Source organism: Pseudomonas baltica, from assembly GCF_031880315.1.
In the GTDB taxonomy this organism is placed as follows: domain Bacteria; phylum Pseudomonadota; class Gammaproteobacteria; order Pseudomonadales; family Pseudomonadaceae; genus Aquipseudomonas.
The window spans coordinates 4,840,080-4,862,322 of sequence record NZ_CP134771.1; the positions used below are offsets into that span (position 1 = coordinate 4,840,080).

Here is a 22,243-nt window from a genome sequence, read left to right on the forward strand (position 1 = left end):
CCGTGGGAGCGTCCGGCGTCGATGACCTTGAACCTTTGCGAGCAGAACGCGCTCCCACAGGGAGTGTGATCAACTCCAGCGATGGATCGGCCAGCCGGCCTGTTCGGCATGGGCCAGCAGCGCCGGGTCAGGGTTTATCACGTGGGGATAGGCGACTTCCAGCAGCAGTGGCAGGTCGTTGCGCGAGTCGGAGTAAAAACTCGCCCCCTCCAACGTTTCGCCTTCGTCGTGGAGCCACTGCTTGAGGCGCGTGACCTTGCCTTCGCGGTAGGTCAGCACGCCTTCAGTCTGGCCGCTGTACACGCCGTGAGTCACTTGCAGTTCGATGCCCAGCACGTCCTCGACACCGATACGTGCGGCGATCGGCCTGACCAGATGGGTGCCCGAGGCCGAAATGATCAGGATCCGGTCGCCCTTGGCCCGGTGCGCGGCGATGGTGCGCGTGCCTTCGCTGAAGATGATCGGCTCGATCACGTCCTCGACCCACGGCTCCACCAGATACTCGACCTCTTCAGGCGTTCGCCCGGCCATGGGCTCCAGGGTGAAGGCCATGAACTCTTCCATGGCCAGTTCGCCACGTGCGTAGGCGTCCATCAGTTCGTCGTTGCGTTGCATGAAGGGCTCGGGATCGACCCAGCCCAGGCGCCCCATCTGCGCGCTCCACAAGGTGGCGCAGTCGCCATGGATGAGGGTTTCGTCCAGGTCGAAAATCGCTAAGGCCATTGCCGCAATGCTCCTTTGTCTCAATTCAGTGAGCCGACACCACAGTGCCGAGTGAGTCCATGTTGCCGCGCACGCGCAGCGCGTCAAGCGTCCGCAGGGCCGTCAGGCTACCGCACACAGCGCCTCCGGGGCGATAGTCAGGCTCACACGCTGGCCGTTGGGGTACAGGTCGCTGGCCGAGCGGTTCAGCACGTCAACCAGCAACTCCACGCCACGGGCCTCGACGCGGTAGCGGATGACGTTGCCCAGCAGGCTGTGGCCGCAGATCTCGCCTTCCTGAGCGCCGTCGGCGCTCAAGGCGATGGCTTCCGGGCGGATCGCCAAGCGGGTGTGCACCGGGCGCTGCAGCAGGCGGCTGGCGGTGTCGGCATCGAGCAGATTGTAATTACCGATGAAACCCGCCGCGAACGCATCCGCTGGCGCGGTGTAGAGGCTCTGGGCATCACCGCTCTGGACGATGTTGCCTTTGTTCATCAAGAAAATCCGGTCGGACATCACCAGGGCTTCTTCCTGATCGTGGGTGACGAAAATAGTCGTCAGCCCCAGCTCTTGCTGGATGGCGCGGATCTGCTCGCGCAGGTGCTTGCGAATCCTCGCGTCCAGCGCTGACAGCGGCTCGTCGAGCAGCAGCAGGCTGGGACGGGTGACCAGCGATCGAGCCAGGGCAACGCGCTGGTTCTGACCACCAGAGAGCTGGTGGGGGTAGCGGTTGGCGAAGGTGTCGAGCTCGACCAGCTTGAGCACCTCAGCCACACGGCGCGTGCTTTCTTCACCTTTGACCTTCTTCATGCGCAGGCCGAAGGCGACGTTCTGCTGCACGGTCATGTTGGGGAACAGCGCGTAGCTCTGGAACACCATGCCGATATCGCGCTGCTGCGGGCTCAATGGCACCAGATCGCGGCCCTTCAGGAAGATCTTGCCGCTGTCGACAGCAGTCAGGCCGGCGATGCAGCGCAGCAGGGTGGACTTACCGCAGCCCGAGGGGCCCAGCAGGGTGATGAACTCGCCCTGCTCGATGGTGAAGTTGATGTCCTTGAATACCGGGGTATCGGTGAACTGCTTTTGCAGGTTCTCGACCTTGACGAAGCTCATCGGTCTTTGTCCTTGTTCAGAAGGGTGGCCACCCAGGTGAGCACCAGCACGAAGAAGAAATACGAGATCACCAGCGCGCTGTTGAAGTGCCCGCTGCTGTTGCGCATGTTGTTGAGGTACACCTGCAGGGTTTCGTATTGAGTACCCACCAGCAGGTTGGCGAACACGAATTCGCCGAACAGAAACGAGAACGACAGCAGCAGGGCGATCATCAGGCCCTTGCGCAAGTTGGGCAGCACCACGAACAGCGCTGCCTGCCAGGTGCTGGCGCCGAGCAGGTGGGCGGCATCCATCAGGTCGCGCAGGTTGATGGCCTGCAAGTTGTTGGTGATCGCCCGGTACATGAACGGCAGCGCCACGGTGAAGTAGCAGCCGATCAGGATCCACGGCGTGCCGGTCATCGCCAGCGGGCCCGAGCCGTAGAGCTGCAGCAAGCCCACCGAGGACACCACCGGCGGCACCGCGAACGGCAGCAGGATCAGCACGTTCATCACGCCGTCGAGCTTGGGGAAGTGGTAATGCACCACGAACAGCAGCGGCAGGATCAGCACTGTGGCGAAGATCAGCGCGCCGACGCAGACGATCAGCGAATGGCCGAAGGCATTCAGGAAGCGTGGATCGGCCCACAGCTGGCGGTACCAGTCGAACGTCAGGCCGCTAGGCAGCAAGGTCGCCGACCAACTGGTGGCGATGGAATACAAAAAGGTCCCGGCCAATGGCAGCACCAGGATCAAGAACAGCAGCCACACCACCACCCGGTGATAGAGGCTGGAAGCGGTGGCTTCAGCGCGCGACATGGTAGCTCCTGCGCAATATCCATTGGTGGACCACGGTGACCAGGGTCATCATGCCGACGAGGATGATCGCCAAGGCGCTCGCCAGGTTCGGGTCCAGGGAAATATCGCCGGCCACCATGGCCGCGATACGAATTGGCAGCACGTTGAAATTGCCGGTGGTCAGCGCATACACCGTGGCGTAGGCGCCCAAGGCGTTGGCCAGCAGGATCACGAAGGTGCCGAGCAGCGCCGGGGTCAGCACCGGCAGGCCGATATGGCGCCAGTACTGCCAGTCGCTGGCGCCCAGCAGCGCGGCGGATTCACGCCAGTCTTCGCGCAACGCATCGAAGGCCGGGTACAGCAGCAACACACCCAGCGGAATCTGGAAGTAGGTGTAGGTGATGATCAGCCCGGTCTTGGAATACAGATTGAAATCGCTGATCAGCCCGCTCTGCTTGAGCAGCATCGTGATGGCGCCGTTGAACCCCAGCAGGATGATGAACGCGAACGCCAGGGGCACGCCGGCGAAGTTGCTGGTCATGTTGGCGAACGAATTGACGAAATTGCGCAGCCTTGAATCGACCCGGCCCAGGGAATAGCTGCCGATCAGCGCAATCAGCAGGCCGAACACGCTGGAGTACAGGCTGATCTCCAGGCTGAACTGCATGGCCTGGCGGTAGAAGCGCGACGTGAAGGCCTTGGTGAAGTTGTCCAGGCTCCAGCCGCTGTCGATCTGCAGGCTGTGGACGCCCACCCAAACCAGGGGCGCGATCTGGAAAATGATGAAAAAGAGGGCGAAGGGCAGCAGGCACAACAGCGCCAGCCATTTACCGCGTAGGGCAGTCACTTGAGCAGCTCCCGGCAATAAGGTTTTTCGTACGGCACGCCCAGCAGCTGGCAGACGGTGCCGCACAGTTCGGTCTGCTGCGGTTGGGCGGCCGGATCCATGCTGAACGCGCTGCCGAGGACGAACAGTGGTACTTCACGCTCCTCGGGCAGCAGGCCGTTATGCGAGCGATCGTTGTTCATGCCGTGGTCGGCGGTGATCAACACCTGATAGCCGCTGTCCAGCCAGGTGCGCAGGTAGTCGGCCAGCAGGATGTCGGCGGTCCGCGCGCTGTTGCGGTACTGCGCGCTGTCGAGGCCGTGCTTATGGCCGGCGTCGTCGATGTTCATGGGGTGGATCAATAGCAAATCTGGATCGTGGCGCACGCGCAGGCTTTCGCCATCGGCAAACAGGTGCGAGTCCGGATAGTGGTCGGCGTAATAGAAGTGGCCATGCTGGATGGGCAGTTCGGGTGCTTCGGTATGGCGATCACGCGCAGCCACGAAGGGCGTGCGGTTGTACAGCTCGCTGACCCAGTGATAGGCCGCCGCCGCAGTGCGCAATCCGCCCGCGCGGGCATAATGAAAGACGCTCTGCTCGACCGACAGGCGCGAGACATTGTTGTGCACGATGCCGCTGTCGATGGGCGGCACGCCGGTCAGGATGCATTCGTAAAGCGGTCGCGACAGTGCCGGCAATTCACATTGGAGTTTGTAGAGCGCCGCCTTGGCGCTGCCGACATAGGCCTGCAGATGGCCCATGGCATGCTCGGCCACGCTGTAGTTGAGGCCGTCGAGTACAACCAGAATGACTTTGTGCGGCATGGGGCTGTTCCCGAAAATCGCCCTTGGCAGGCGTCGATCCTGCGCAAGCCCAGGGCACTACCGGCGCGAGCTTCATGCCCGCACCACCAGGACAGAGCCCGCTCGCGCGGGCTCACAGCGGCAGCTTACTGCTGCATCTCGACGATCACTTGCTCGTTCCACTGCTGTGGCAGCGCCTTGGAGCTCTTCTCCCACGCCTCAGGGTTCTTGATCGGCTTGACGTTCTTGTACTGCTCGTTTGGCAGCAACTTGGCCTTCACGTCGTCCGGCAGGGTGATGTGCTCGGCGCGAATCGGCCGCGCATTGCCGCGCGCCAGGTTGATCTGGCCGGCATCGCTGAAGATGTACTCGCGGGCCAGCTTGGCGGCATTGGGGTGCTTGGCGTATTTGTTGATAAGGGTGGTGTAGCCGGAAATCACCGAGCCGTCAGATGGGATCAACACATCGAAGCGCTTGGGGTCGATCTTTTCGCGGTAGCTCAGGCCGTTGAAGTCCCAGACCACACCCACTTCGACCTCGCCTTTTTCCAGCGTCTGAATGGTCGGGTTGGCCAGCGACAGGCGGCCTTGCTTGGCCAGCTCGGTGAACAATTGCAGGCCAGGAGCCAGGTTGGTTTCGTCTCCGCCACGGGCCAGCGCCGCCGAGAGCACGCCGTTGGCGGCTTGGGCTGCCGTGCTGACGTCACCGATGGCGACCTTGTATTTGCCTTTGCTCAGGTCGGCCCAGCTGTGCGGCTCGTCGCCTTCCTTGACCAACTGCTTGTTGATAATGAAGGCGATGGTGCCGGTGTAAGCCAGCGCCCAGTGACCGTCCTTGTCCTTGGCCCAGTCAGGCACTTGCGCCCAGGTGCTCGGCTTGTACGGCTGGGTCACGCCCTTGGCGGTGGCGATGGGGCCGAAAGCGGCACCGACGTCGCCAATATCGGCGCTGGCGTTGTCCTTCTCGGCATCGAACTTGGCCACTTCCTGAGCCGAGCTCATGTCGGTGTCGATGTGCTTGAGCCCGAACTTGCTGGCCAGGTCGTCCCAGGTGCCCTTCCAGTTGGCCCAGTTGTCGGGCATGCCGACACTGTTGACAGCGCCTTCGGCCTTGGCGGCGGCTTCGAGGGCTGCCACGTCGGAGTCAGCGGCCATGGCGAGGTTGGATAAAGCGATGGTCGAACCCAGCAGTGAGGCGAGGAACAGCTTTTTCATCCGAAACTCCTTGAAGGACGTCGTTTTGATACGACTGAGACGAAGCGTTTGGTCTAGGTCAGCAATACCCGAGCCAATGTAGGCGCTGGCCATGACATTTTTATGTCCGCCGACGTTTTTGACTGCGCGCGGCCCGCTCCTGGGACTAGCGTAGACCATGATTCACGCCTTGATTTACGTGGTCTGCGTCGAATGTGCAGTGCATGTGTGAGCAGACTTGTCATCTGCCGTTCACGGATTGCGCCTAGTCTTCGCAAACGTTGCCGTTTACAGTGATGGCTATATCGACGCACTGGACTAGACCAGAAAGGAGCAGCCATGAGCGCGAGTGCACCTCGAGCGGTCACCGCCATCTGCCAGGCCTTGCAAGAGCAGATTGAGCACGGCTTGCTCTCCTCGGGCTGCAAGCTGCCAGCCGAACGCAAGCTCAGTGAAGTCTTCGACACCACGCGCATCACCCTGCGCGAGGCGCTGGTGCAGCTGGAGGCGCGCGGGATGATCTATCGCGAGGAGCGCCGCGGGTGGTTCATCTCGCCACCGCGGCTCGATTACGATCTGGTCGAGCGCAGCCACTTCCATGCGATGGTCCGGGCTCAGGGGCGCGAGCCCTCTACGCAGCTGTTGTCGGCCCAGCGCGTGCCGGCCCCGGCGATGGTCTGCGACTGCCTGGGCCTTTCGCCGCTATCGAGTGTGGTGCGCATCAGCCGGGCGCGACGCATCGACGGGCGCCTGGTGCTGTATGTCGAACATCATCTGGATGCGCAGTACTTTCCGGATATCCTCGAGCACGACCTGAGCCTGCCGCTGACCGAACTCTATGCCCGGCACTACGACATCGAATACGGCCGCGTGCGTTTCGAGATGGCGCCCACGGCGCTGTATGGCGAGGCTGCGGCCGCACTCAAGGTTTCAGAGGGTAGCCCGGGCTTGCGCATCCTGCGCGTCAACGAAGATCGCCAAGGGCGGGTGATCGATTGCGATGTCGAGTACTGGCGTCACGATGCGATTCGGGTGCAGGTCGAAGTGGGGTGAACTTTGAACCTGCGATGCATTTACCGGCCTCATCGCGAGCAAGCTTTGCTCCCACAGTGTCGGCTGCACCTGAGTGCTACGCCTGTGGGCAAGGCTTGCCCGCGAACAGGCCAGTCGGATCGATACACCTATTGCGCCGGCTGATCGTTGTCTTTCACCGCCTCGCCACTCGCCGCCGTCACCACTTGCACACTCAAACGCGGGGTCGCCAGGTCCAGGCCGTCCGCATCCAGTTGGCGCTTGAGCGCCAGGTTGAACGCCCGTGACACTTCCCACTGCTTGATCGGCGCGGTCTTGAAGCGCGCGCGCAAGATCGCCGTGCCGGACTCGAAACTCTCGACGCCCTGAAACTCCAGCGGCGACCAGATATTGCGGCGCTGCAACGGATCGCTGCGCATCTTCTGCGCCACGTCGCGCATGATCTTGATTGCGTCGTCGATGCCCATGCTGTGCGGCACCGCTACGCGAAAGATCGCGTAGCCGAATTCGCGCGAGTAGTTCTTGATGCTTTTGATCTCGCTGAACGGGATGGTGTGCACGATGCCGTCGATGTCGCGCAGGCGCACGGTACGAATGGTCAGGCCTTCGACGGTCCCCAGGTGACCGCCGACGTCGACGTAATCATCGATGGCCAGCGAGTCTTCGATGATGATGAACAGCCCGGTGATCAGGTCCGCCACCAGCGATTGCGCACCGAAGCCGATCGCCAGACCGATGACACCGGCACCGGCCAGCAGCGGCGTGACGTTCATGCCCATGTTGGCCAGGGCGACGATGGCGGCAATGATAAAAATCGCCACGAACAGCACGTTGCGGATCAGCGGCATCATGGTCTGCGCGCGGGTGTTGGCCAGGCCCTTGCGCGAGCGGGTGAGGGCGACGTGGATGCCGGTGTCGGCCAGAATCCACACCAGCCAGGCGAGAATCAGGGTGCCGGCCAGGCCGAACAGACGCACGCTGATATCGTGGCCGTCGCCTTCGGAAAAGCGAATGATCGACAAGCCCCACACCCGCAGCCCGAGCTCGATGAACACCAGCCAGATCACCAGATGCGCGAGAGTGTAGCCAAAGCCTTTCAGGCGTTCGGAGTACAGCGCGTGGCGCTTGTGGCCTTTGGCCGGGCGCAAGGAGTGGCGGCGCACCAGGCCGTTGATGACCATGCACAGCACCAGCAACACCGTGCAGATCAGCGCTTGGCGCAGCGCGGTGCTGGCGTCGCCGGCGGAGAAGAACGTGGCGAACAGCGACACTGCCACCAGCACCAATGCCGGCAGATACCAGTAGGTGCCGAGCACCTCGATGGTGTCGGTCAGCGCGCGGCGACTGATGCGTCGTGCCAGGCTCTGGTTGCAGATCAGGTGGGCGATGGGCCGGCGAAAACGCAGGATGAACAGCCCGCTGGACAGCGCCGCCATGACGTTGGCAAGGGTCGCCGCGCTGTGCGCCAGATGCACCCCCAGGGCGGTGACCAGGCGTGGATCGCTGAAGGCTTCGCCAAAAGCGGCGAAGCTGCCGATCAGCCACAGCGGACGGAAGGCGCGGTGGCGCAGGATGTCCAGCGCGCGATGCCGATGCGGGCCGTCGAGCAGAGAGAAGGCAATGACGCAGATCGCCGAGAAACAGGTGCCGACCACCAGTGCGTAGGCCAGGACCATGGCCAGGCTCTTGCCCAGCGAAGTGGGCAGGGCGTAGCCGACGAAGATGGTGATCAGCAGCGCCACCAGCCACGGCCCCAGCTTGCGCAAGGCGAAGCGCAGCAGGTCGACCGTGCGCGGATGGCGTGGCAGTTCGGCACTGAGCCCGAAGCGTTGGCGGATGCGCTGGCTCAGCCAGATCAGGCTGTAGGCCAGCAGGCTCCAGATGGCGATCACCACCACGAAACCGGCGATGATCGGCGGCCATTCGCTCAGTGGCAGGGCCAGGGCCCGCAGCTCTTCGCCGGCCAGGGTAATTTCGTCACCCCAGCGCGAGAATGGGCTTTCGTCGCCGGAAAACTGCTGTTCGATCTGATGCAGGGTCGTGCCGATCAGGCCCAGCACGCCTTCTTCGGCAGGCGGTTGGGCCTTGAGCGTGCTGTCGCGCAGCTTTTTCAGATCGGCAAGCAACTGCGTGCGTTGCTGATCGTTTTCCAGGCCCTTGATCACTTCGTCCAGGGACTGGGCCAGGGGTTCAGTGGCCTGGGGTTGGGTTTTCTGCGAGCTCCCCAGCAGGCTCGGCAGGCCAGCGGCCTGGGCAGGCGGCAGGCATAGCAGGCAGGACAGCAGGAGGAGGGATAGGGTCAGCAGGCGCCGGCATGCAGCCATGAAGGTGGTTAACCTATGTGAGGGGTGGGCAGCTGGTATTTTGTGCTGTCTGTCGCGGCCTCTTCGCGGGCAAGCCTTGTTCCTACCGGGTGGGAGCAAGGCTTGCCCGCGAACGGCCCCCGTGAGCCTTATGGCAACTCGCGGCTGGCGTAAAACGCGCCAAGCACCTTGACCAGATGCGCCAGATCCTGGCTCCCGGCCAGTTCGCGGATCGAATGCATGGCGAAGGTCGGCAGGCCGATGTCCACGGTACGTACGCCCAGATGGCTGGCGGTTATCGGGCCGATGGTCGAACCACAGCCCATGTCGCTGCGCACCACGAAGCTCTGCACCGGCACTTCTTCGGCCATGCACAGGTGGCGGAAAAAGCCCGCCGTCTCGCTGTTGGTGGCATAGCGCTGGTTGCTGTTGACCTTGATCACCGGTCCGGCATTGAGTTTCGGGCCGTGGTTGCCATCGTGCTTGTCGGCGTAATTGGGGTGTATGCCGTGGGCGTTATCGGCCGACACCAGCAACGAGCGCTGAATGGTGCGCACATAGTCGTCACCGTCGGGCAGCAGGCGACCCAGGGTTTGTTCGAGCATCGGGCCATCGGCGCCACAGGCCGAGGCGGAGCCGACTTCTTCGTGGTCGGTGCAGATCAGCACGCAGGTCTCTTCGCCTTCGGCATTGAGCAGCGCCTGCAGGCCGGCATAGCACGACAGCAGGTTATCCAGGCGGGCGCCGGCGATGAACTCGCCGTGCAGGCCAACGACTGCCGCGGATTGCGTGTCGTAGAAGCTCAGCTCGTAGTCCAGCACCACATCGGCGTTGAGGCCGTGTTCGCGCGCCAATTGCTCGGTAAGGATGGCGCGGAAATCGACACGCTCGTCACCGGCCACCTGGGCGAGGATCGGCGGCAATTCGGTCTGCTTGTTGATCGCCCAGCCGTCATTGGCCTCGCGGTTGAGGTGGATGGCCAGGTTGGGAATGATCGCAATGGGTGTCTTGAAGTCGATCAGCTGGCTTTCGACCTTGCCGTCGCGGCGGAAGGTCACTCGGCCGGCCAGCGACAGGTCGCGGTCGAACCAGGGCGTCAGCAAGGCGCCGCCGTAGACTTCGACGCCCAGCTGGAAAAAGCCCTGACGTTGCAGTTCGGGCTGCGGCTTGACCCGCAGGCAGGGGCTGTCGGTGTGCGCGCCGACCAGGCGGATACCGCTGATCAGAGGCGAGTTGCGGCCCAGGCGGATGGCGATGATCGAGGAATCGTTGCGGGTCACGTAGTAGCGCCCGCCGGGCACGGTCTGCCAGCTGTCACGCTCGTCGAGGTGGTGATAGCCGGCGGCTTCGAGGCGCTGCACCAGGCTGGCGGTGGCATGGAAAGGCGTCGGCGAGGCCTTGAGGAATTCGATCAGGCCTTGGTTCAAAATGTCGTGCATGGTTCGCTCCAGACAGCAATGGCGCGAGTTTAACGTATTGAGGCGGCGCTTGCTGCGTCTGTACCGGCCTCTTCGCGAGCAAGCTCTGCTCCCACAGGTGTACGGCTCAGGTGGGAGCAAGGCTTGCCCGCGAAGAGGCCCTGCAGGCCGACGCAGAACCCCTAGAACGGCGCGGGGCACTCGAAGCGCAAGCGCTCGCCGGTCACCGGATGAGTGAACCCCAGCATCGCCGCGTGCAGGCACAGGCGCGGGTAGGCCGTCAGCGCCTCGCCTTCGGCATACAGGCCATCGCCCAGCAGGGGATGGCCGATCGACAGCATATGCACCCGCAACTGGTGCGAGCGGCCGGTAATCGGAGTCAGTTCTACTCGGCTGTGAGTGCCCAAGCGCTCGATCACACGCCAGAACGTCAGCGCATGCTTACCGAATTCATGGTCCACCACGTGGCGGGGCTTGGTCGGCGGGTCGTAACGCAGCGGCAGGTCGATGCTGCCGCTGTCCAGCTCGGGTTGGCCCCAGCACAGCGCGGCGTAGGCTTTTTCGGTTTCGCGGTCATGAAACTGGCGCGACAGTTCGCGGTGGCTGTCCGGGTTGCGCGCCAGCAGGATGATGCCCGAGGTTTCCCAATCCAGCCGATGCACGATCAGCGCTTCGGGGTAGCCGTTTTCCTGCAGGCGGGTGATCAGGCAGTCCTTGTTGTCGTCGGCCCGACCCGGCACCGACAGCAACAGGGTCGGCTTGTTGACCACCAGAAACGCCGGGTCCTCGTGGATGATGCGGATGTTCGACAGCGGCATGCTTTTGATATCTCTACAGGGCGCTAAAACAGCAACGGCGACTCGCGAGTACTCGATCGGGATCGAGGCTCGGAGCCGCCGTGGCCTGGTCCGGGTCGCTTAGCGATCGGGCAGGGTGATGTTGAGTTCCAGGATCGAGCAGCTGCCTTGGCTTTCCAGGGCGACCTGCACCTGATCGTTTTCGATGTTCACGTATTTGCGGATCACTTCTACCAGTTCCTTTTGCAAGGCTGGCAGGTAGTCCGGCGTTGTCCGTTGGCCACGCTCGTGCGCCACGATGATCTGCAGACGCTCTTTCGCTACCGACGCGGTATTACCCTTTTTGCGGTCCCGAAAGAAGTCAAAAATATTCATTCACGACCTCCGAACAAACGCTCGATCCAGCCCTTCTTTTTCACATCGAGGAATCGATGCTCGACTTCCTTGCCCAGCAGGCGATCCACGGCGTCGCTGTACGCCTGGCCTGCATCGCTTTGATCATCGAGAATCACCGGCACACCCGAGTTGGACGCCTTGAGTACCGCTTGCGATTCAGGGATCACGCCGAGCAGGCGAATGGCCAGGATGTCCTTGACGTCTTCGACACCGAGCATCTCGCCTTTGCTGACGCGATCCGGATTGTAGCGGGTCAGCAGCAGGTGTTCCTTGATGGGATCCTCGCCTTTTTCGGCGCGACGAGACTTGCTGGCCAACAGGCCCAGCATGCGGTCCGAGTCACGTACCGAGGACACTTCGGGGTTGGTCACGACGATGGCTTCGTCGGCGAAGTACATGGCCAGGCTCGCACCTTTCTCGATACCGGCCGGCGAGTCGCAGATGACGAATTCGAAGTCGGCCTTGAGCTGATTCAGCACCTTCTCGACACCTTCGAGGGTCAGCGCGTCTTTGTCGCGCGTCTGGCTGGCGGCCAGGACATACAGGTTCTCGAGGCGTTTGTCTTTGATCAGGGCCTGGCTGAGAGTGGCTTCGTCATTGACCACGTTGACGAAGTCATACACCACACGGCGTTCGCAGCCCATGATCAGGTCGAGGTTACGCAGGCCGACGTCGAAGTCGACGATGACAGTCTTGTGGCCGCGCAGGGCCAGGCCAGTACCAATGGCGGCGCTGGAGGTGGTCTTACCCACACCACCTTTGCCGGATGTAACGACGAGAATCTTGGACAAGGTGTATCACCCCTAGAGAAAAAGGATTGCTAGTCCCGAAAACATGACTTGAAAAAGCACTTGGGCAGCGGCGCCGGACGGCATATCCGATCGAACCAGGCTGATGCCACTGCGCTTTTGATTATGCGTAAAAAGGCCGCAGTATCCGTTAAAGACGGGTGATGTTCAACACATCTCCGGTCAAGCTGACTTGAACCGGCGAACCCCACAGCGGATCGCGGCGCAGGTCCTCGGAGACCTTGTATTGCCCGGCGATCGACAGCAATTCGGCGCCAAGATGCTGGCAGAAAATCCGCGCCTTGGTATCGCCCTTGATCCCCGCCAGCGCGCGGCCGCGCATTGGGCCGTAGACATGGATATTGCCATCGGCGAGAAGTTCCGCCCCGGAGCTCACCGAGGACACGACCACCAGGTCGCCGCCCTGGGCATAGATCTGCTGACCGCCACGTACCGGTGTGGTGATGACCTTGGTCGGCATGATCACCGGCTCGGGCGGTTTTTTCGGCGCCGGCGGTTCGTCCAGCGGCCGCTCGCGGGCGCCGGATGGCGGCAGCACGGGCAGGTCGATGGCGATAGCGGCGGCGATGTCCTCGATGCGGCTGGCGCGGATGGCCAGGGTACGCAGGCCATGTTGGCGGCACACGCGCATCAACCCGGGAAGGTCGATGGCCCCTTCGCCGGGCGGCAATTTGTCGAGTGCCAGCACCAGCGGCGTGTTACTGAAGAAATTGGGTGCCTGGGCCACTTTGGCCGCCAACTGGCGATCCAGTCCTTCGAGATTGTTCTGCGCCAACTCGAGCACCGTGATGGCCAGCATGCTGCCTTTCAACTGGAACACGGGTGTCGAGTCTTGGAATTCTGTTTGGCTCATGGTCGGCAAGTCGCGCCTTGTTACGAAAAAAGTGCCGAGACTTATAGCGAGAACGCCTTCATGCCGCAACCCGCGATGAACCGATGTAGAATGCGCGGCCCGCTCCCAGCTCCGGAATTGTTAATGGATCGCCCGCGTTTTCAGCGTTATTTTCTTCACCCGCGTTTTTGGCCGCTATGGCTGGGGCTTGGCCTGTTGTGGCTGGTGGTGCAGCTGCCGTACCGCACGTTGCTGCGCCTGGGCCGTTGCCTGGGGCGGATCATGCTGCTGGTGTCGGCCGAGCGGCGCAATGTGGCGGCGCGCAATCTGGAACTGTGCTTCCCGGAAATACCGTTGGTCGAAAGGCAACGGATGTTGAAAGAAAATCTGCAATCGACCGGCATCGCTTTCTTCGAAATGGCCATGGCCTGGTGGTGGCCAAAGGCCCGTCTGGCGCGCCTTGCCCACATCGAAGGGCTCGAACATCTGCGCGATGCCCAGGCGGACGGGCAGGGGGCAATTCTCATGGCCTGCCACTTCACCACCCTGGAGATCGGCGCGGCGCTGCTGGGCCAGCGCCACACCATCGATGGCATGTACCGCGAGCACAAGAATCCGCTGTTCGATTACATCCAGCGCCGTGGGCGCGAGCGCCACAACCTCGATGCCCTGGCGGTGGAGCGTGAGGATGTGCGAGGGATGATCAAGCTGCTGCGCAAGGGCCGAGCGATCTGGTACGCGCCGGATCAAGACTACGGCGCCAAGCAGAGCGTGTTTGCGCCGCTGTTCGGCATCGAGGCCGCGACGGTCACGGCCACCAGCAATTTTGCACGCTTGGGCAAGGCGCGGGTCATCCCCTTCACGCAACAGCGTCTGCGCGATGGCAGTGGCTACCGCCTGGTGATTCATCCGCCGATGGAGGGTATTCCGGGGGAAAGCGAACTGGCGGATTGTGTGCGGATCAACCAGTGGGTTGAAGAAGTGATACGCGAGTGCCCTCAGCAGTACCTGTGGGCTCATCGACGCTTCAAGTCGCGTCCGCCCGGATCCGAGAAGCTGTACGACAAGCGCAAGCGCTAAAAAGCGTTCGCGGGCAAGCCTTGCTCCCACAGGTTGACGACTCAAGATCAGCTAACACTGTGGGAGCAAAGCTTGCTCGCGAAGGGGCCGCCAGACCCACACAAAAAAGGCCGGGCCTGTGTACACAGGTCCGGCCTTTTCAGTTACAGCCGTTTGATCAGTCGGCGATCTGCAACTTGCGCGACTCGGTGTAGATGTAACGCACTTTTTCGTATTCGAACGGGGTATTCAGCGAACCGTACCGGAAGTTGGTCTGGTAGCGGCGGTCAACCGTGCGCAGTACATAGAGCTCCGGGTGGTCACTGCTGACCTGCGAGACATTGAGGAAGTTGATCTGCGATTCAGCCGCGAAGTCGAAGATCAAGCCGGTGGTGTCACGCACGTTCGAGGGGCCGAACGCTGGCAGCACCAGGTAAGGACCGGCCGGTACGCCGTAGTAGCCCAGGGTCTGCCCGAAGTCTTCCGGCTGGCGTTTGAGGCCCACGGCGGTCGCTGGGTCCCACAGGCCGAAGATGCCTACGGTGGTGTTCAGCAGCACGCGGCCAGTGGTGTCCAGCGAGCGGCCACCCTTGAACTGCAACAGGCTGTTGAGCAGGTTGCCGACGTCGCCGACGTTGTTGAAGAAGTTGCTCACACCGGTGCGCAGGAACCGTGGCGTGATGTAGGTATAGCCATTGACCGCCGGCAGCAGTACCCACTCGTCGAGCTTGTAGTTGAAGTGGTACAGGCGACGGTTCATCGATTCCAGCGGGTCATACACGTTCAGTGCGGTCATGGTCGAACGCTCGAACTCGCGTTGGTCCAGACCGGGGTTGAACTTGAGCGCCTTGTTCGGTTCGGTAAAGCCGTCTGCATCGGTCGTGCGCGGTGCGTCGTCAGCGTGTGCCAGGCCTGCGCAAAGCAGCGTCGCGGCGAAGAGGAATTTTCTAGCCACGGAAGAACTCCAGAATAGCGTCGCTGTTGACGCGGTAGTTGATGTTGCCGCAATGGCCGCCGTACGGGAAAACCGTCAGGCGATCGCCAAAGGTAGTGCGCAGGAAGCCGAGGTCGCCAGGGCCGAGGATCACGTCGTCGGCATTGTGGAAAACGGCGAGTTTGTTGTTGTCGTGCAGGTAGTCCTTGAGGGCGTACAGGCTGACCTGGTTGACCAGTTGCAACACGCTGCCGCCATCGGTGCGGGCACGCCACATGGGGATGACCTGATCGGTCAGGTAGCAGTTGAAGTCGCACTGCAAGGCTTTACGCATGTAGGGCGTCAGGCTGGTGCCTTCGGTGATCTTGGTCTTGGGCGGGGTAATCAGGCCGCGACGGTTGATCAGGTCGGAGGTAAAGGCGATATCGGCCGCCGAGAAGCGGAACGACGTGCCGATCAACATCGCCAGTTGCTCGTTGGAGAGGTGCTCCTTGGAGTTCTGGAAGTCGTAGATCAACGCATCGTTGAGGTCGATGTAGCCTTTGTCCTGGAAGTAACGGGTCAGTTTGGCCAGCATCAGTTCATAGAACGTGGTGCTGTTGTTGATGCCTTTGACCTGCGTCTGTACCAGCTTGTCGAGGTTGGAGATCGACGTGTACAGGTTGACCGGCGGATTGAGCAGCAGGACTTTCTTGAAGTTGAAGCTGCGGCGCGTCTCGTCGAGCTTGCTGACGAAGGCCGCATCCAGTGCGCCCAGGCTGTAGCCAGTGAGGTAGTAATCGGTCACGGCCAGCTTGGGGTGCTGGGCACGCACGGCCTGCATGACACGGTACAGGTCTTCGGCGTCTTCGCTGGTGACGCCGGGGGTGGCGAACCGCGAGGCGGCGCTCATGAAGTCATAGCTGGTGGGCGACGACAGTTGCACCACGTTGTAGCCGGCCTGGTAGAACAGCTTCTTGAGAAACTCGTTGAGGCTGCTGGTATACGGGGCACCGGTACCGGCGATCAGGAAGATCAACGGTGCAGGGTGGTCCTGCTTGGCCAGGCGGTAGCGCAGTTTTTTCACGGCCCAGAAGTTGTCGGGCAGGATCTGCTCGCGCTCAGGGCGCAGGTTGAGGGTGTAATCGTCCTGATCGATGTCGCTGTCGGCCGGCAGCTTGGGGCGCAGGTCAGGCGGCGTCGAGGCGATCGTTGCCTCGAACGGGTTGTGCAGCGGATAGCCATAGGTGGCAGGATCGACATCCTTCGCCAACGCAGACGCACTCATTATGAGACCGCCCAGCAAGGCAGCGAAGCGCAATGATCGGAGCATGAATTAATTCCCTGGAACGGCAGATGCTGATTTTGATGTACGCAGGCTCAGACCATCTGGCTAATGGCAAGTTGCCAAGCGTTGCAATATTTAGTGCAAGAAAAGGGGGGGCGCGGGTACGACCCCCGCGCGCACGATACACCGAATAGGCAGGGCGCTGACAGCGTTCCAGCGGCTTTTGCTTGCAAGGCTGCTCAAGGTGATTATGCTGTGCGACGATTTTCTCAGCCTGGAGTAGTGCATGTCCCGTCGGATGCCCCTGTGGATTGGCCTGGCCCTGTTGTTGCTGTGGGTTCTGCTCAGCTATGGCGTGCGCTATGGGCTGATGGAGAGCACCCAGTGGGTGGCGGCCTGTGTCGACGATCCCGATCGTTGGCAGTGCCAGGCGCGCTCGCACCTTGGCCTGATCATCTATCTGGGCGCGATCGGCTGGTCTGCCCTGGGGTTCGCCGTGCTCGGCTTCGTGCTGCCAGGGCGGGTGGGCAAGTGGCTGGCGGGCCTCGGCCTGGTGGTCGGCGCGCCAGGGCTGGTGCTGTATAGCGCCAGCCTGTCGGTATTTGCGGTGGTCATCGCGGGATTACGTTTGGTTCGGCGCTGATTTTTTCGCCATCGATGATGGCCCCTTCGCGGGCAAGCCTTGCTCCCACAGGCGTGCATCTGTAGGAGCAAGGCTTGCCCCCACAGGCGTGCATCTGTAGGAGCAAGCCTTGCCCGCGAAGGGGCCCCAACTGATTCAGCGCGTTCTAGCGACTGACCTTCACGCAGCGCCACAAGCTCAGCGCCAGCAGTGCGCTGACCAGGGCAAATGCCCACGCCTGAGGGTTCTGCAGGCCTTCACGGGCCAGTTGCGGAATGATCCCGGCAGCGATGATCAGCGTCAACAGCAGGGTTTCGTTGCGTCGGACCCGCACCGGTCGCCATAGATAGACCAGCGCCGGTATCACCAGCGCCGCCGTGGGGAAACTGCGATAGCGGGGCTCGAACACCATGGTCAGCATCATCACCGCACCGGCGAAACCGGCGGCCATGGCCCAGGCGCCAGCGCGGGCTTGCAGCCAGGCCAGCAGGCGGGCGCGAGCCCCGGTGGGGCAAGCCACCGCCAGGGCGCCATGCACCAGCACGATGAGGTTCAGCGTCACCATCACCGCCGCCCATGCCCATTCCCCGGCAAACCGCGCCGTCACCCGCATCAGTTCACCCCAGACACCCAGGCTGGCGACGCCAACGCCCACCAGCAGTGGCAGCAGCGCCGGTTTGAGCCCCGATAGACCGCCCTGGCTGGCGGCTTGTGGACGCCCCGCGATGACCAGCACCAGCAAACCCAGCAACGCGCCGACGCCTAGCCATTGCGGCCAGAACGGCAGATTGCTCACCGGGCCTTCGAGCACGCCCTTGTTCTGCCGGTCGGCATCGAACAGCCCCCAATAGCCGCCCACCGCACCTTCGCTGGCGCGCTTCCAGGGCTGGTCGAAGGCTTCGATCAGGTTGTAGTGCCAGCCGCGCTGCTCGGCCATGGCGACGAAACTGCGAATGAAGCGCGCCTCGTTGACCCGGCTCGGCAGCGCGGTCTGGCGCTGACGGCCTTCACTGGGCCAGCCGGTCTCGCCGATGACGATATCGCGCGGTGCAAAGCGCTTGGCGAAGTCGTCATGAACGTTGGCGACGTGGGCCAGGGCGTCATCGATACCGCTGGGCTTGTCTTCCCAGTACGGCAGCAAGTGGATCGTCAGGAAGTCCACCGCCTTGCCGACCTCCGGGTATTGATCCCAGAACTCCCAGACATCGGCGTAGGTGACCGGCTGCTTGACCTCGGCCTTGACCTGCCGAATCAACGCCACCAACTGCGCGCCAGTGACTTCCTTGCGCAGCAGCGCCTCGTTGCCGACGATCACTGAGGTGACGACGTCAGGGTTGGCATTGGCCGAAGCGATCAGCGCTTTGATCTCCAGCTGGGTATCGACCGGATTGCGGTTGACCCAGGCGCCCATCATTACCTTGAGGCCGTGCTTGCGCGCCAGATCGGGGATGGCTTCGAGCCCGGTCATGGAATAGGTGCGTATGCACTGAAAACGCGTGGCCAGCAACGCCAGGTCGGCATCCATGCGCGCCGGGCGTACCTTGAGCGGCTGGTCGAACGGCGATTGATCCTTGTCGAACGGCGTATAGGACGCGCATTGCAGCTTGTGGTTGGGGCTGGCGGCATCGGCCAGGGTGACCGGCTTGCCCAAGCTATACCAAAAGGCACAGAGGGCCGCGAAGGCGATAAGGCAGGCAAGCAGATAGGGCAGCAGGGCAGAGCGAGCAGTGGGGGACATGATGGCGCCAGGCAGAAACACTGGGCGCATGTTACCCGTATTTGCGGCTGCCTTGAGCGTTGCCATGCAAGGTTCGGGCGATTTTTTGTTTCTTCTTCCCTAATGGCCCGGTGATGTCGTTTTCCACCCCGTCAAGGTCGCTGGCAGAGCAGGATGGTTGTGTCCCGAAGCCGATGATCAGTGCGTCGGGCGGGCTCATCAAGATAGCGCCGATGTGCCGAGGGCCGGCGATGGGCGTAATGGAGGCGCCTTGCACCAACACACAACATTCTCAGTGCTCGATACTGTCGAGCCCAGCCTTTTCGGGGAAGCAACATGAAAATGCGACGTTTTTTGGGAGCGGGTGCCGCTCTGGTTCTGGCCATGGGCACCAGCCTCGCCAGCGCTGATACCAAGCCTACGTTAAGCATCGGCTATGTCGATGGCTGGTCCGACAGTGTAGCGACCACCTTTGTGGCTTCCGAAATCATCAAGGAAAAACTGGGCTACGACACCAAGTTGATGCCGGTCGCTGCCGGGATCATGTGGCAGGGCGTGGCCACCGGCAAGCTCGACCTGATGCTGTCGGCCTGGCTGCCTGTGACCCATGGCGAGTACTGGGCCAAGAACAAGGACAAGGTCGTCGACTACGGCCAGAACTTCAAGGACGCCAAGATCGGCCTGATCGTACCCGAGTACGTCAAGGCCAAATCGGTGGCCGACCTCGCCACGGATGACAGCTTCAAGAAGAAGATCGTCGGTATCGACGCCGGTTCAGGCGTGATGATCAAGACCGATCAGGCCATCAAGGATTACGGTCTGGACGGCTACAAGCTGGTGGCCAGCTCCGGCGCTGCCATGACCGCTGAACTGGCGCGTGCCGAAGACAAGCACGAATCCATTGCCGTCACCGGTTGGGTACCGCACTGGATGTTCGCCAAGTGGAAACTGCGCTTCCTGGACGACCCGAAAGGCGTTTATGGTGCCGCAGAGACAGTCGACAGCGTCGGCAGCCTGGACCTGGAGAAGAAAGCCCCGGAAGTGGTCGCTTTCCTGAAGAAATTCCAGTGGGCTTCGGCTGACGAGATCGGCACCGTGATGCTCGCTGTCCAGAACGGCGAGAAGCCCGATGCGGCCGCCAAGGCCTGGGTCACTGCCCACCCTGATCGCGTCGCGCAGTGGACGGCTAAATAAGCTTTGCTCCACGTCCCTGAAAGGCCACCCTTCGCGGTGGCCTTTTTCATTTCAGCGTCCATACTCGCTATACGACTAAAGTCGTCTGGAATGCGCCTATGGCCAGCATACAGTGGCAACGTTCCAACCAATCTGTGCTGCTAGGACAAAAATAATGAACGACAGCATTTACAGCAAGATACAAGACAGCCCGCGCTTCAAGGAGCTGGTCTCCAAACGCGAGCGGTTCGCCTGGATTCTTTCAGCGATCATGCTTGGCCTCTACGCCGCTTTCATCCTCCTGATCGCTTATGGCCCGCAAGTCATGGGGACCAAGATCAGTGCAGGCTCGTCGATCACCTGGGGGATCCCCATCGGTGTCGGTTTGATCGTCAGCGCTTTCATCCTGACCGCCATTTATGTACGGCGCGCCAACGGTGAATTCGATGACCTCAACAACGAGATCCTCAAGGAGGCGCAACAATGATCCCTGCATCGACCCGTACATTGCTGGCCACATTGGCGCTTGGCGCCATTGCCCCGGTCGCCTCCGCCGCGGATGCCATTACCGGCGCGGTGCAGAAACAACCGCTCAACATTCCCGCGATCATCATGTTCGTGGTGTTCGTCGGTCTCACCCTGTGCATCACTTACTGGGCATCCAAACGCAACAAGTCGGCCGCCGACTATTATGCGGCGGGCGGCAAGATCACCGGTTTCCAGAACGGCCTGGCAATCGCCGGTGACTACATGTCGGCGGCGTCGTTTCTGGGGATTTCCGCACTGGTCTATACCTCGGGTTATGACGGCCTGATCTACTCGATCGGCTTTCTGGTGGGCTGGCCGATCATTCTGTTCCTGATCGCCGAGCGGCTACGCAACCTGGGCAAGTACACCTTCGCCGACGTGGCCTCGTATCGTCTCAAGCAAAAAGAGATCCGCACTCTGTCGGCCTGTGGCTCGCTGGTGGTGGTGGCGTTCTACCTGATCGCGCAGATGGTCGGTGCCGGCAAGCTGATCCAGTTGCTGTTTGGTCTCGACTATCACGTGGCGGTGATCATGGTCGGTATCCTGATGTGCCTGTACGTGTTGTTCGGCGGCATGCTGGCCACTACCTGGGTGCAGATCATCAAGGCGGTGATGTTGCTGTCCGGTGCGTCGTTCATGGCGCTGATGGTGATGAAGCACGTCAACTTCGACTTCAATGCGCTGTTTTCCGAGGCCATCAAGGTTCACCCCAAAGGCGAGGCGATCATGAGCCCTGGCGGCTTGGTCAAGGATCCGATCTCGGCGTTTTCGCTGGGCCTGGCCTTGATGTTCGGTACTGCCGGCCTGCCGCATATCCTGATGCGCTTCTTCACCGTCAGCGACGCCAAGGAAGCGCGCAAGAGCGTGCTCTACGCCACCGGTTTCATTGGCTACTTCTACATCCTGACCTTCATCATCGGTTTCGGCGCGATCTTGCTGGTCAGCACCAATCCGGCATTCAAGGATGCTGCGGGCGCCTTGCTGGGCGGCAACAACATGGCGGCGATACACCTGGCTGACGCCGTGGGTGGCAGCCTGTTCCTCGGCTTTATCTCGGCGGTGGCCTTCGCTACCATCCTTGCGGTCGTCGCGGGCCTGACGCTGGCCGGTGCCTCGGCGGTGTCCCATGACCTCTACGCCAGCGTGATCAAGAAGGGCAAGGCCAACGACAAGGATGAAATCCGCGTCTCGAAGATCACCACCATCGCTCTCGCGGTGCTGGCGATCGGCCTGGGTATTCTGTTCGAGAGCCAGAACATCGCGTTCATGGTCGGCCTGGCGTTCTCCATCGCCGCCAGCTGCAACTTCCCTGTGCTGCTGCTCTCGATGTATTGGAAGAAGCTCACCACGCGGGGTGCCATGATCGGTGGCTGGATGGGCCTGATCAGTGCCGTGGGCCTGATGATCCTCGGGCCGACCATCTGGGTGTCGATCCTGGGTCACGCCAAGGCGATCTTCCCCTACGAGTACCCGGCGCTGTTCTCGATGATCATTGCCTTTGTCGGCATCTGGTTCTTCTCGATCACCGACAAATCCACTGCCGCTGACGAGGAGCGGGCCAAGTTCTACCCGCAGTTCGTCCGTTCGCAGACAGGTCTGGGCGCGAGTGGAGCGTTTTCTCACTAAGCACATCGCAGGTATGAAAAAGGCAGCCAGATGGCTGCCTTTTTCATTGTGCCTGAACCCTATATCTTCCCGAGCAATACCAGGATCAGCAGGATGATCAAGACGGTACCGATGATACCCGATGGCCCGTAGCCCCAACTTCTGGAGTGCGGGAACACAGGCAGACCGCCCACCAGCAGCAGGATGAGGATGACGATAAGTATGGTGCCCATGGCGACTTCCTTATTTGGACTGTAGTTATGTTCGTCGGTCGGGACATTCATGACCGCTTACCAACTCCGACTCTGGTCTGTGAAAAAAAGTCATTTTATTACTGC

At 61.8% G+C, this 22,243-nt stretch carries 23 protein-coding genes; 6 read left to right on the forward strand and 17 right to left on the reverse strand.

Annotation, left to right across the window (positions count from 1 at the left end; genetic code table 11):
• Nucleotides 1–69 precede the first annotated feature (69 nt).
• The 6 genes from REH34_RS21735 to REH34_RS21760 all read right to left on the reverse strand — a co-directional run bounded on the left by REH34_RS21735 (nt 70) and on the right by REH34_RS21760 (nt 5,434).
• Entirely contained in the window at nt 70–723 is a 654-nt protein-coding gene (locus REH34_RS21735) for an HAD family phosphatase (RefSeq protein ID WP_226503312.1), read from the reverse strand.
• A gap of 102 nt (nt 724–825) precedes the next feature.
• A complete protein-coding gene (locus tag REH34_RS21740; RefSeq protein ID WP_226503313.1) occupies nt 826–1,815 on the reverse strand; it encodes an ABC transporter ATP-binding protein in 990 nt (329 codons plus the stop codon).
• Nucleotides 1,812–2,612: an ABC transporter permease gene (locus tag REH34_RS21745; RefSeq protein WP_311969131.1), complete on the reverse strand. Its 801-nt coding sequence runs from the start codon at nt 2,610–2,612 to the stop codon at nt 1,812–1,814. The genes REH34_RS21740 and REH34_RS21745 overlap by 4 nt, the downstream gene beginning before the upstream one ends.
• On the reverse strand, nt 2,599–3,438 hold the full coding sequence (locus REH34_RS21750) for an ABC transporter permease subunit (RefSeq protein ID WP_226503315.1): 840 nt from the start codon (nt 3,436–3,438) through the stop codon (nt 2,599–2,601). The genes REH34_RS21745 and REH34_RS21750 overlap by 14 nt, the downstream gene beginning before the upstream one ends.
• Nucleotides 3,435–4,241, reverse strand: a complete 807-nt coding sequence (locus REH34_RS21755) for an alkaline phosphatase family protein (RefSeq protein WP_311969132.1) — start codon at nt 4,239–4,241, stop codon at nt 3,435–3,437. Before REH34_RS21755 ends, REH34_RS21750 begins: the two co-directional genes overlap by 4 nt.
• 125 nt (nt 4,242–4,366) lie before the next feature.
• Nucleotides 4,367–5,434, reverse strand: a complete 1,068-nt coding sequence (locus tag REH34_RS21760) for an ABC transporter substrate-binding protein (RefSeq protein ID WP_311969133.1) — start codon at nt 5,432–5,434, stop codon at nt 4,367–4,369.
• A 318-nt stretch (nt 5,435–5,752) separates the two neighbouring features.
• Between REH34_RS21760 and REH34_RS21765 the strand changes: the two genes are divergently transcribed.
• Nucleotides 5,753–6,466 (forward strand): UTRA domain-containing protein, encoded by a 714-nt coding sequence (locus tag REH34_RS21765; RefSeq protein ID WP_226503318.1) that lies wholly within the window; start codon nt 5,753–5,755, stop codon nt 6,464–6,466.
• A 128-nt stretch (nt 6,467–6,594) separates the two neighbouring features.
• Here REH34_RS21765 and REH34_RS21770 read toward each other — a convergent pair whose 3' ends face one another.
• The 6 genes from REH34_RS21770 to minC form a co-directional block, all read right to left on the reverse strand.
• Nucleotides 6,595–8,769: a mechanosensitive ion channel family protein gene (locus REH34_RS21770; protein ID WP_311969134.1), complete on the reverse strand. Its 2,175-nt coding sequence runs from the start codon at nt 8,767–8,769 to the stop codon at nt 6,595–6,597.
• A gap of 128 nt (nt 8,770–8,897) precedes the next feature.
• Entirely contained in the window at nt 8,898–10,187 is a 1,290-nt protein-coding gene (locus REH34_RS21775; protein WP_311969135.1) for a M18 family aminopeptidase, read from the reverse strand.
• A gap of 161 nt (nt 10,188–10,348) precedes the next feature.
• On the reverse strand, nt 10,349–10,984 hold the full coding sequence (locus REH34_RS21780) for an RluA family pseudouridine synthase (protein WP_226503321.1): 636 nt from the start codon (nt 10,982–10,984) through the stop codon (nt 10,349–10,351).
• A 99-nt stretch (nt 10,985–11,083) separates the two neighbouring features.
• Nucleotides 11,084–11,338 carry a cell division topological specificity factor MinE gene (minE, locus tag REH34_RS21785; protein WP_226503322.1) on the reverse strand — a complete coding sequence of 85 codons (255 nt, stop codon included), beginning with the start codon at nt 11,336–11,338 and terminating at the stop codon, nt 11,084–11,086.
• Nucleotides 11,335–12,150: a septum site-determining protein MinD gene (minD, locus tag REH34_RS21790; RefSeq protein ID WP_226503323.1), complete on the reverse strand. Its 816-nt coding sequence runs from the start codon at nt 12,148–12,150 to the stop codon at nt 11,335–11,337. The genes minE and minD overlap by 4 nt, the downstream gene beginning before the upstream one ends.
• A 148-nt stretch (nt 12,151–12,298) precedes the next feature.
• Nucleotides 12,299–13,021, reverse strand: coding sequence for a septum site-determining protein MinC (minC, locus tag REH34_RS21795; RefSeq protein ID WP_226503324.1), 723 nt, complete (start codon nt 13,019–13,021; stop codon nt 12,299–12,301).
• A 123-nt stretch (nt 13,022–13,144) separates the two neighbouring features.
• Here minC and REH34_RS21800 point away from each other — a divergent pair, with 123 nt between their 5' ends.
• On the forward strand, nt 13,145–14,080 hold the full coding sequence (locus tag REH34_RS21800) for a lipid A biosynthesis lauroyl acyltransferase (protein ID WP_226503325.1): 936 nt from the start codon (nt 13,145–13,147) through the stop codon (nt 14,078–14,080).
• 157 nt (nt 14,081–14,237) lie between these two features.
• Here the strand turns inward: REH34_RS21800 and REH34_RS21805 are convergent, their stop codons facing one another.
• Nucleotides 14,238–15,014, reverse strand: coding sequence for a VacJ family lipoprotein (locus tag REH34_RS21805; protein WP_226503326.1), 777 nt, complete (start codon nt 15,012–15,014; stop codon nt 14,238–14,240).
• Nucleotides 15,007–16,305 (reverse strand): serine/threonine protein kinase, encoded by a 1,299-nt coding sequence (locus REH34_RS21810; protein ID WP_226503327.1) that lies wholly within the window; start codon nt 16,303–16,305, stop codon nt 15,007–15,009. Before REH34_RS21810 ends, REH34_RS21805 begins: the two co-directional genes overlap by 8 nt.
• Nucleotides 16,306–16,546: 241 nt before the next feature.
• Here REH34_RS21810 and REH34_RS21815 point away from each other — a divergent pair, with 241 nt between their 5' ends.
• Nucleotides 16,547–16,903: a hypothetical protein gene (locus REH34_RS21815; protein WP_226503328.1), complete on the forward strand. Its 357-nt coding sequence runs from the start codon at nt 16,547–16,549 to the stop codon at nt 16,901–16,903.
• 145 nt (nt 16,904–17,048) lie between these two features.
• Here the strand turns inward: REH34_RS21815 and REH34_RS21820 are convergent, their stop codons facing one another.
• Both REH34_RS21820 and REH34_RS21825 read right to left on the reverse strand, forming a co-directional pair.
• Nucleotides 17,049–18,620 carry a glycosyl hydrolase family 17 protein gene (locus REH34_RS21820; protein ID WP_311969136.1) on the reverse strand — a complete coding sequence of 524 codons (1,572 nt, stop codon included), beginning with the start codon at nt 18,618–18,620 and terminating at the stop codon, nt 17,049–17,051.
• A gap of 31 nt (nt 18,621–18,651) precedes the next feature.
• Nucleotides 18,652–18,819 carry a hypothetical protein gene (locus REH34_RS21825; protein WP_226503330.1) on the reverse strand — a complete coding sequence of 56 codons (168 nt, stop codon included), beginning with the start codon at nt 18,817–18,819 and terminating at the stop codon, nt 18,652–18,654.
• 116 nt (nt 18,820–18,935) lie between these two features.
• On the opposite strand from REH34_RS21825, the gene REH34_RS21830 reads away from it, so the two are divergent.
• The 3 genes from REH34_RS21830 (at nt 18,936) to REH34_RS21840 (ending at nt 21,926) form a co-directional block, all read left to right on the forward strand.
• Nucleotides 18,936–19,793, forward strand: coding sequence for a glycine betaine ABC transporter substrate-binding protein (locus REH34_RS21830; protein ID WP_311969138.1), 858 nt, complete (start codon nt 18,936–18,938; stop codon nt 19,791–19,793).
• Between the two features lie 154 nt (nt 19,794–19,947).
• A complete protein-coding gene (locus REH34_RS21835; protein WP_226503332.1) occupies nt 19,948–20,259 on the forward strand; it encodes a DUF485 domain-containing protein in 312 nt (103 codons plus the stop codon).
• Nucleotides 20,256–21,926, forward strand: a complete 1,671-nt coding sequence (locus REH34_RS21840) for a cation acetate symporter (RefSeq protein ID WP_311969139.1) — start codon at nt 20,256–20,258, stop codon at nt 21,924–21,926. The genes REH34_RS21835 and REH34_RS21840 overlap by 4 nt, the downstream gene beginning before the upstream one ends.
• Before the next feature lie 59 nt (nt 21,927–21,985).
• Here the strand turns inward: REH34_RS21840 and REH34_RS21845 are convergent, their stop codons facing one another.
• Nucleotides 21,986–22,138, reverse strand: a complete 153-nt coding sequence (locus REH34_RS21845; RefSeq protein WP_226503334.1) for a DUF3309 family protein — start codon at nt 22,136–22,138, stop codon at nt 21,986–21,988.
• Nucleotides 22,139–22,243: the final 105 nt, after the last annotated feature.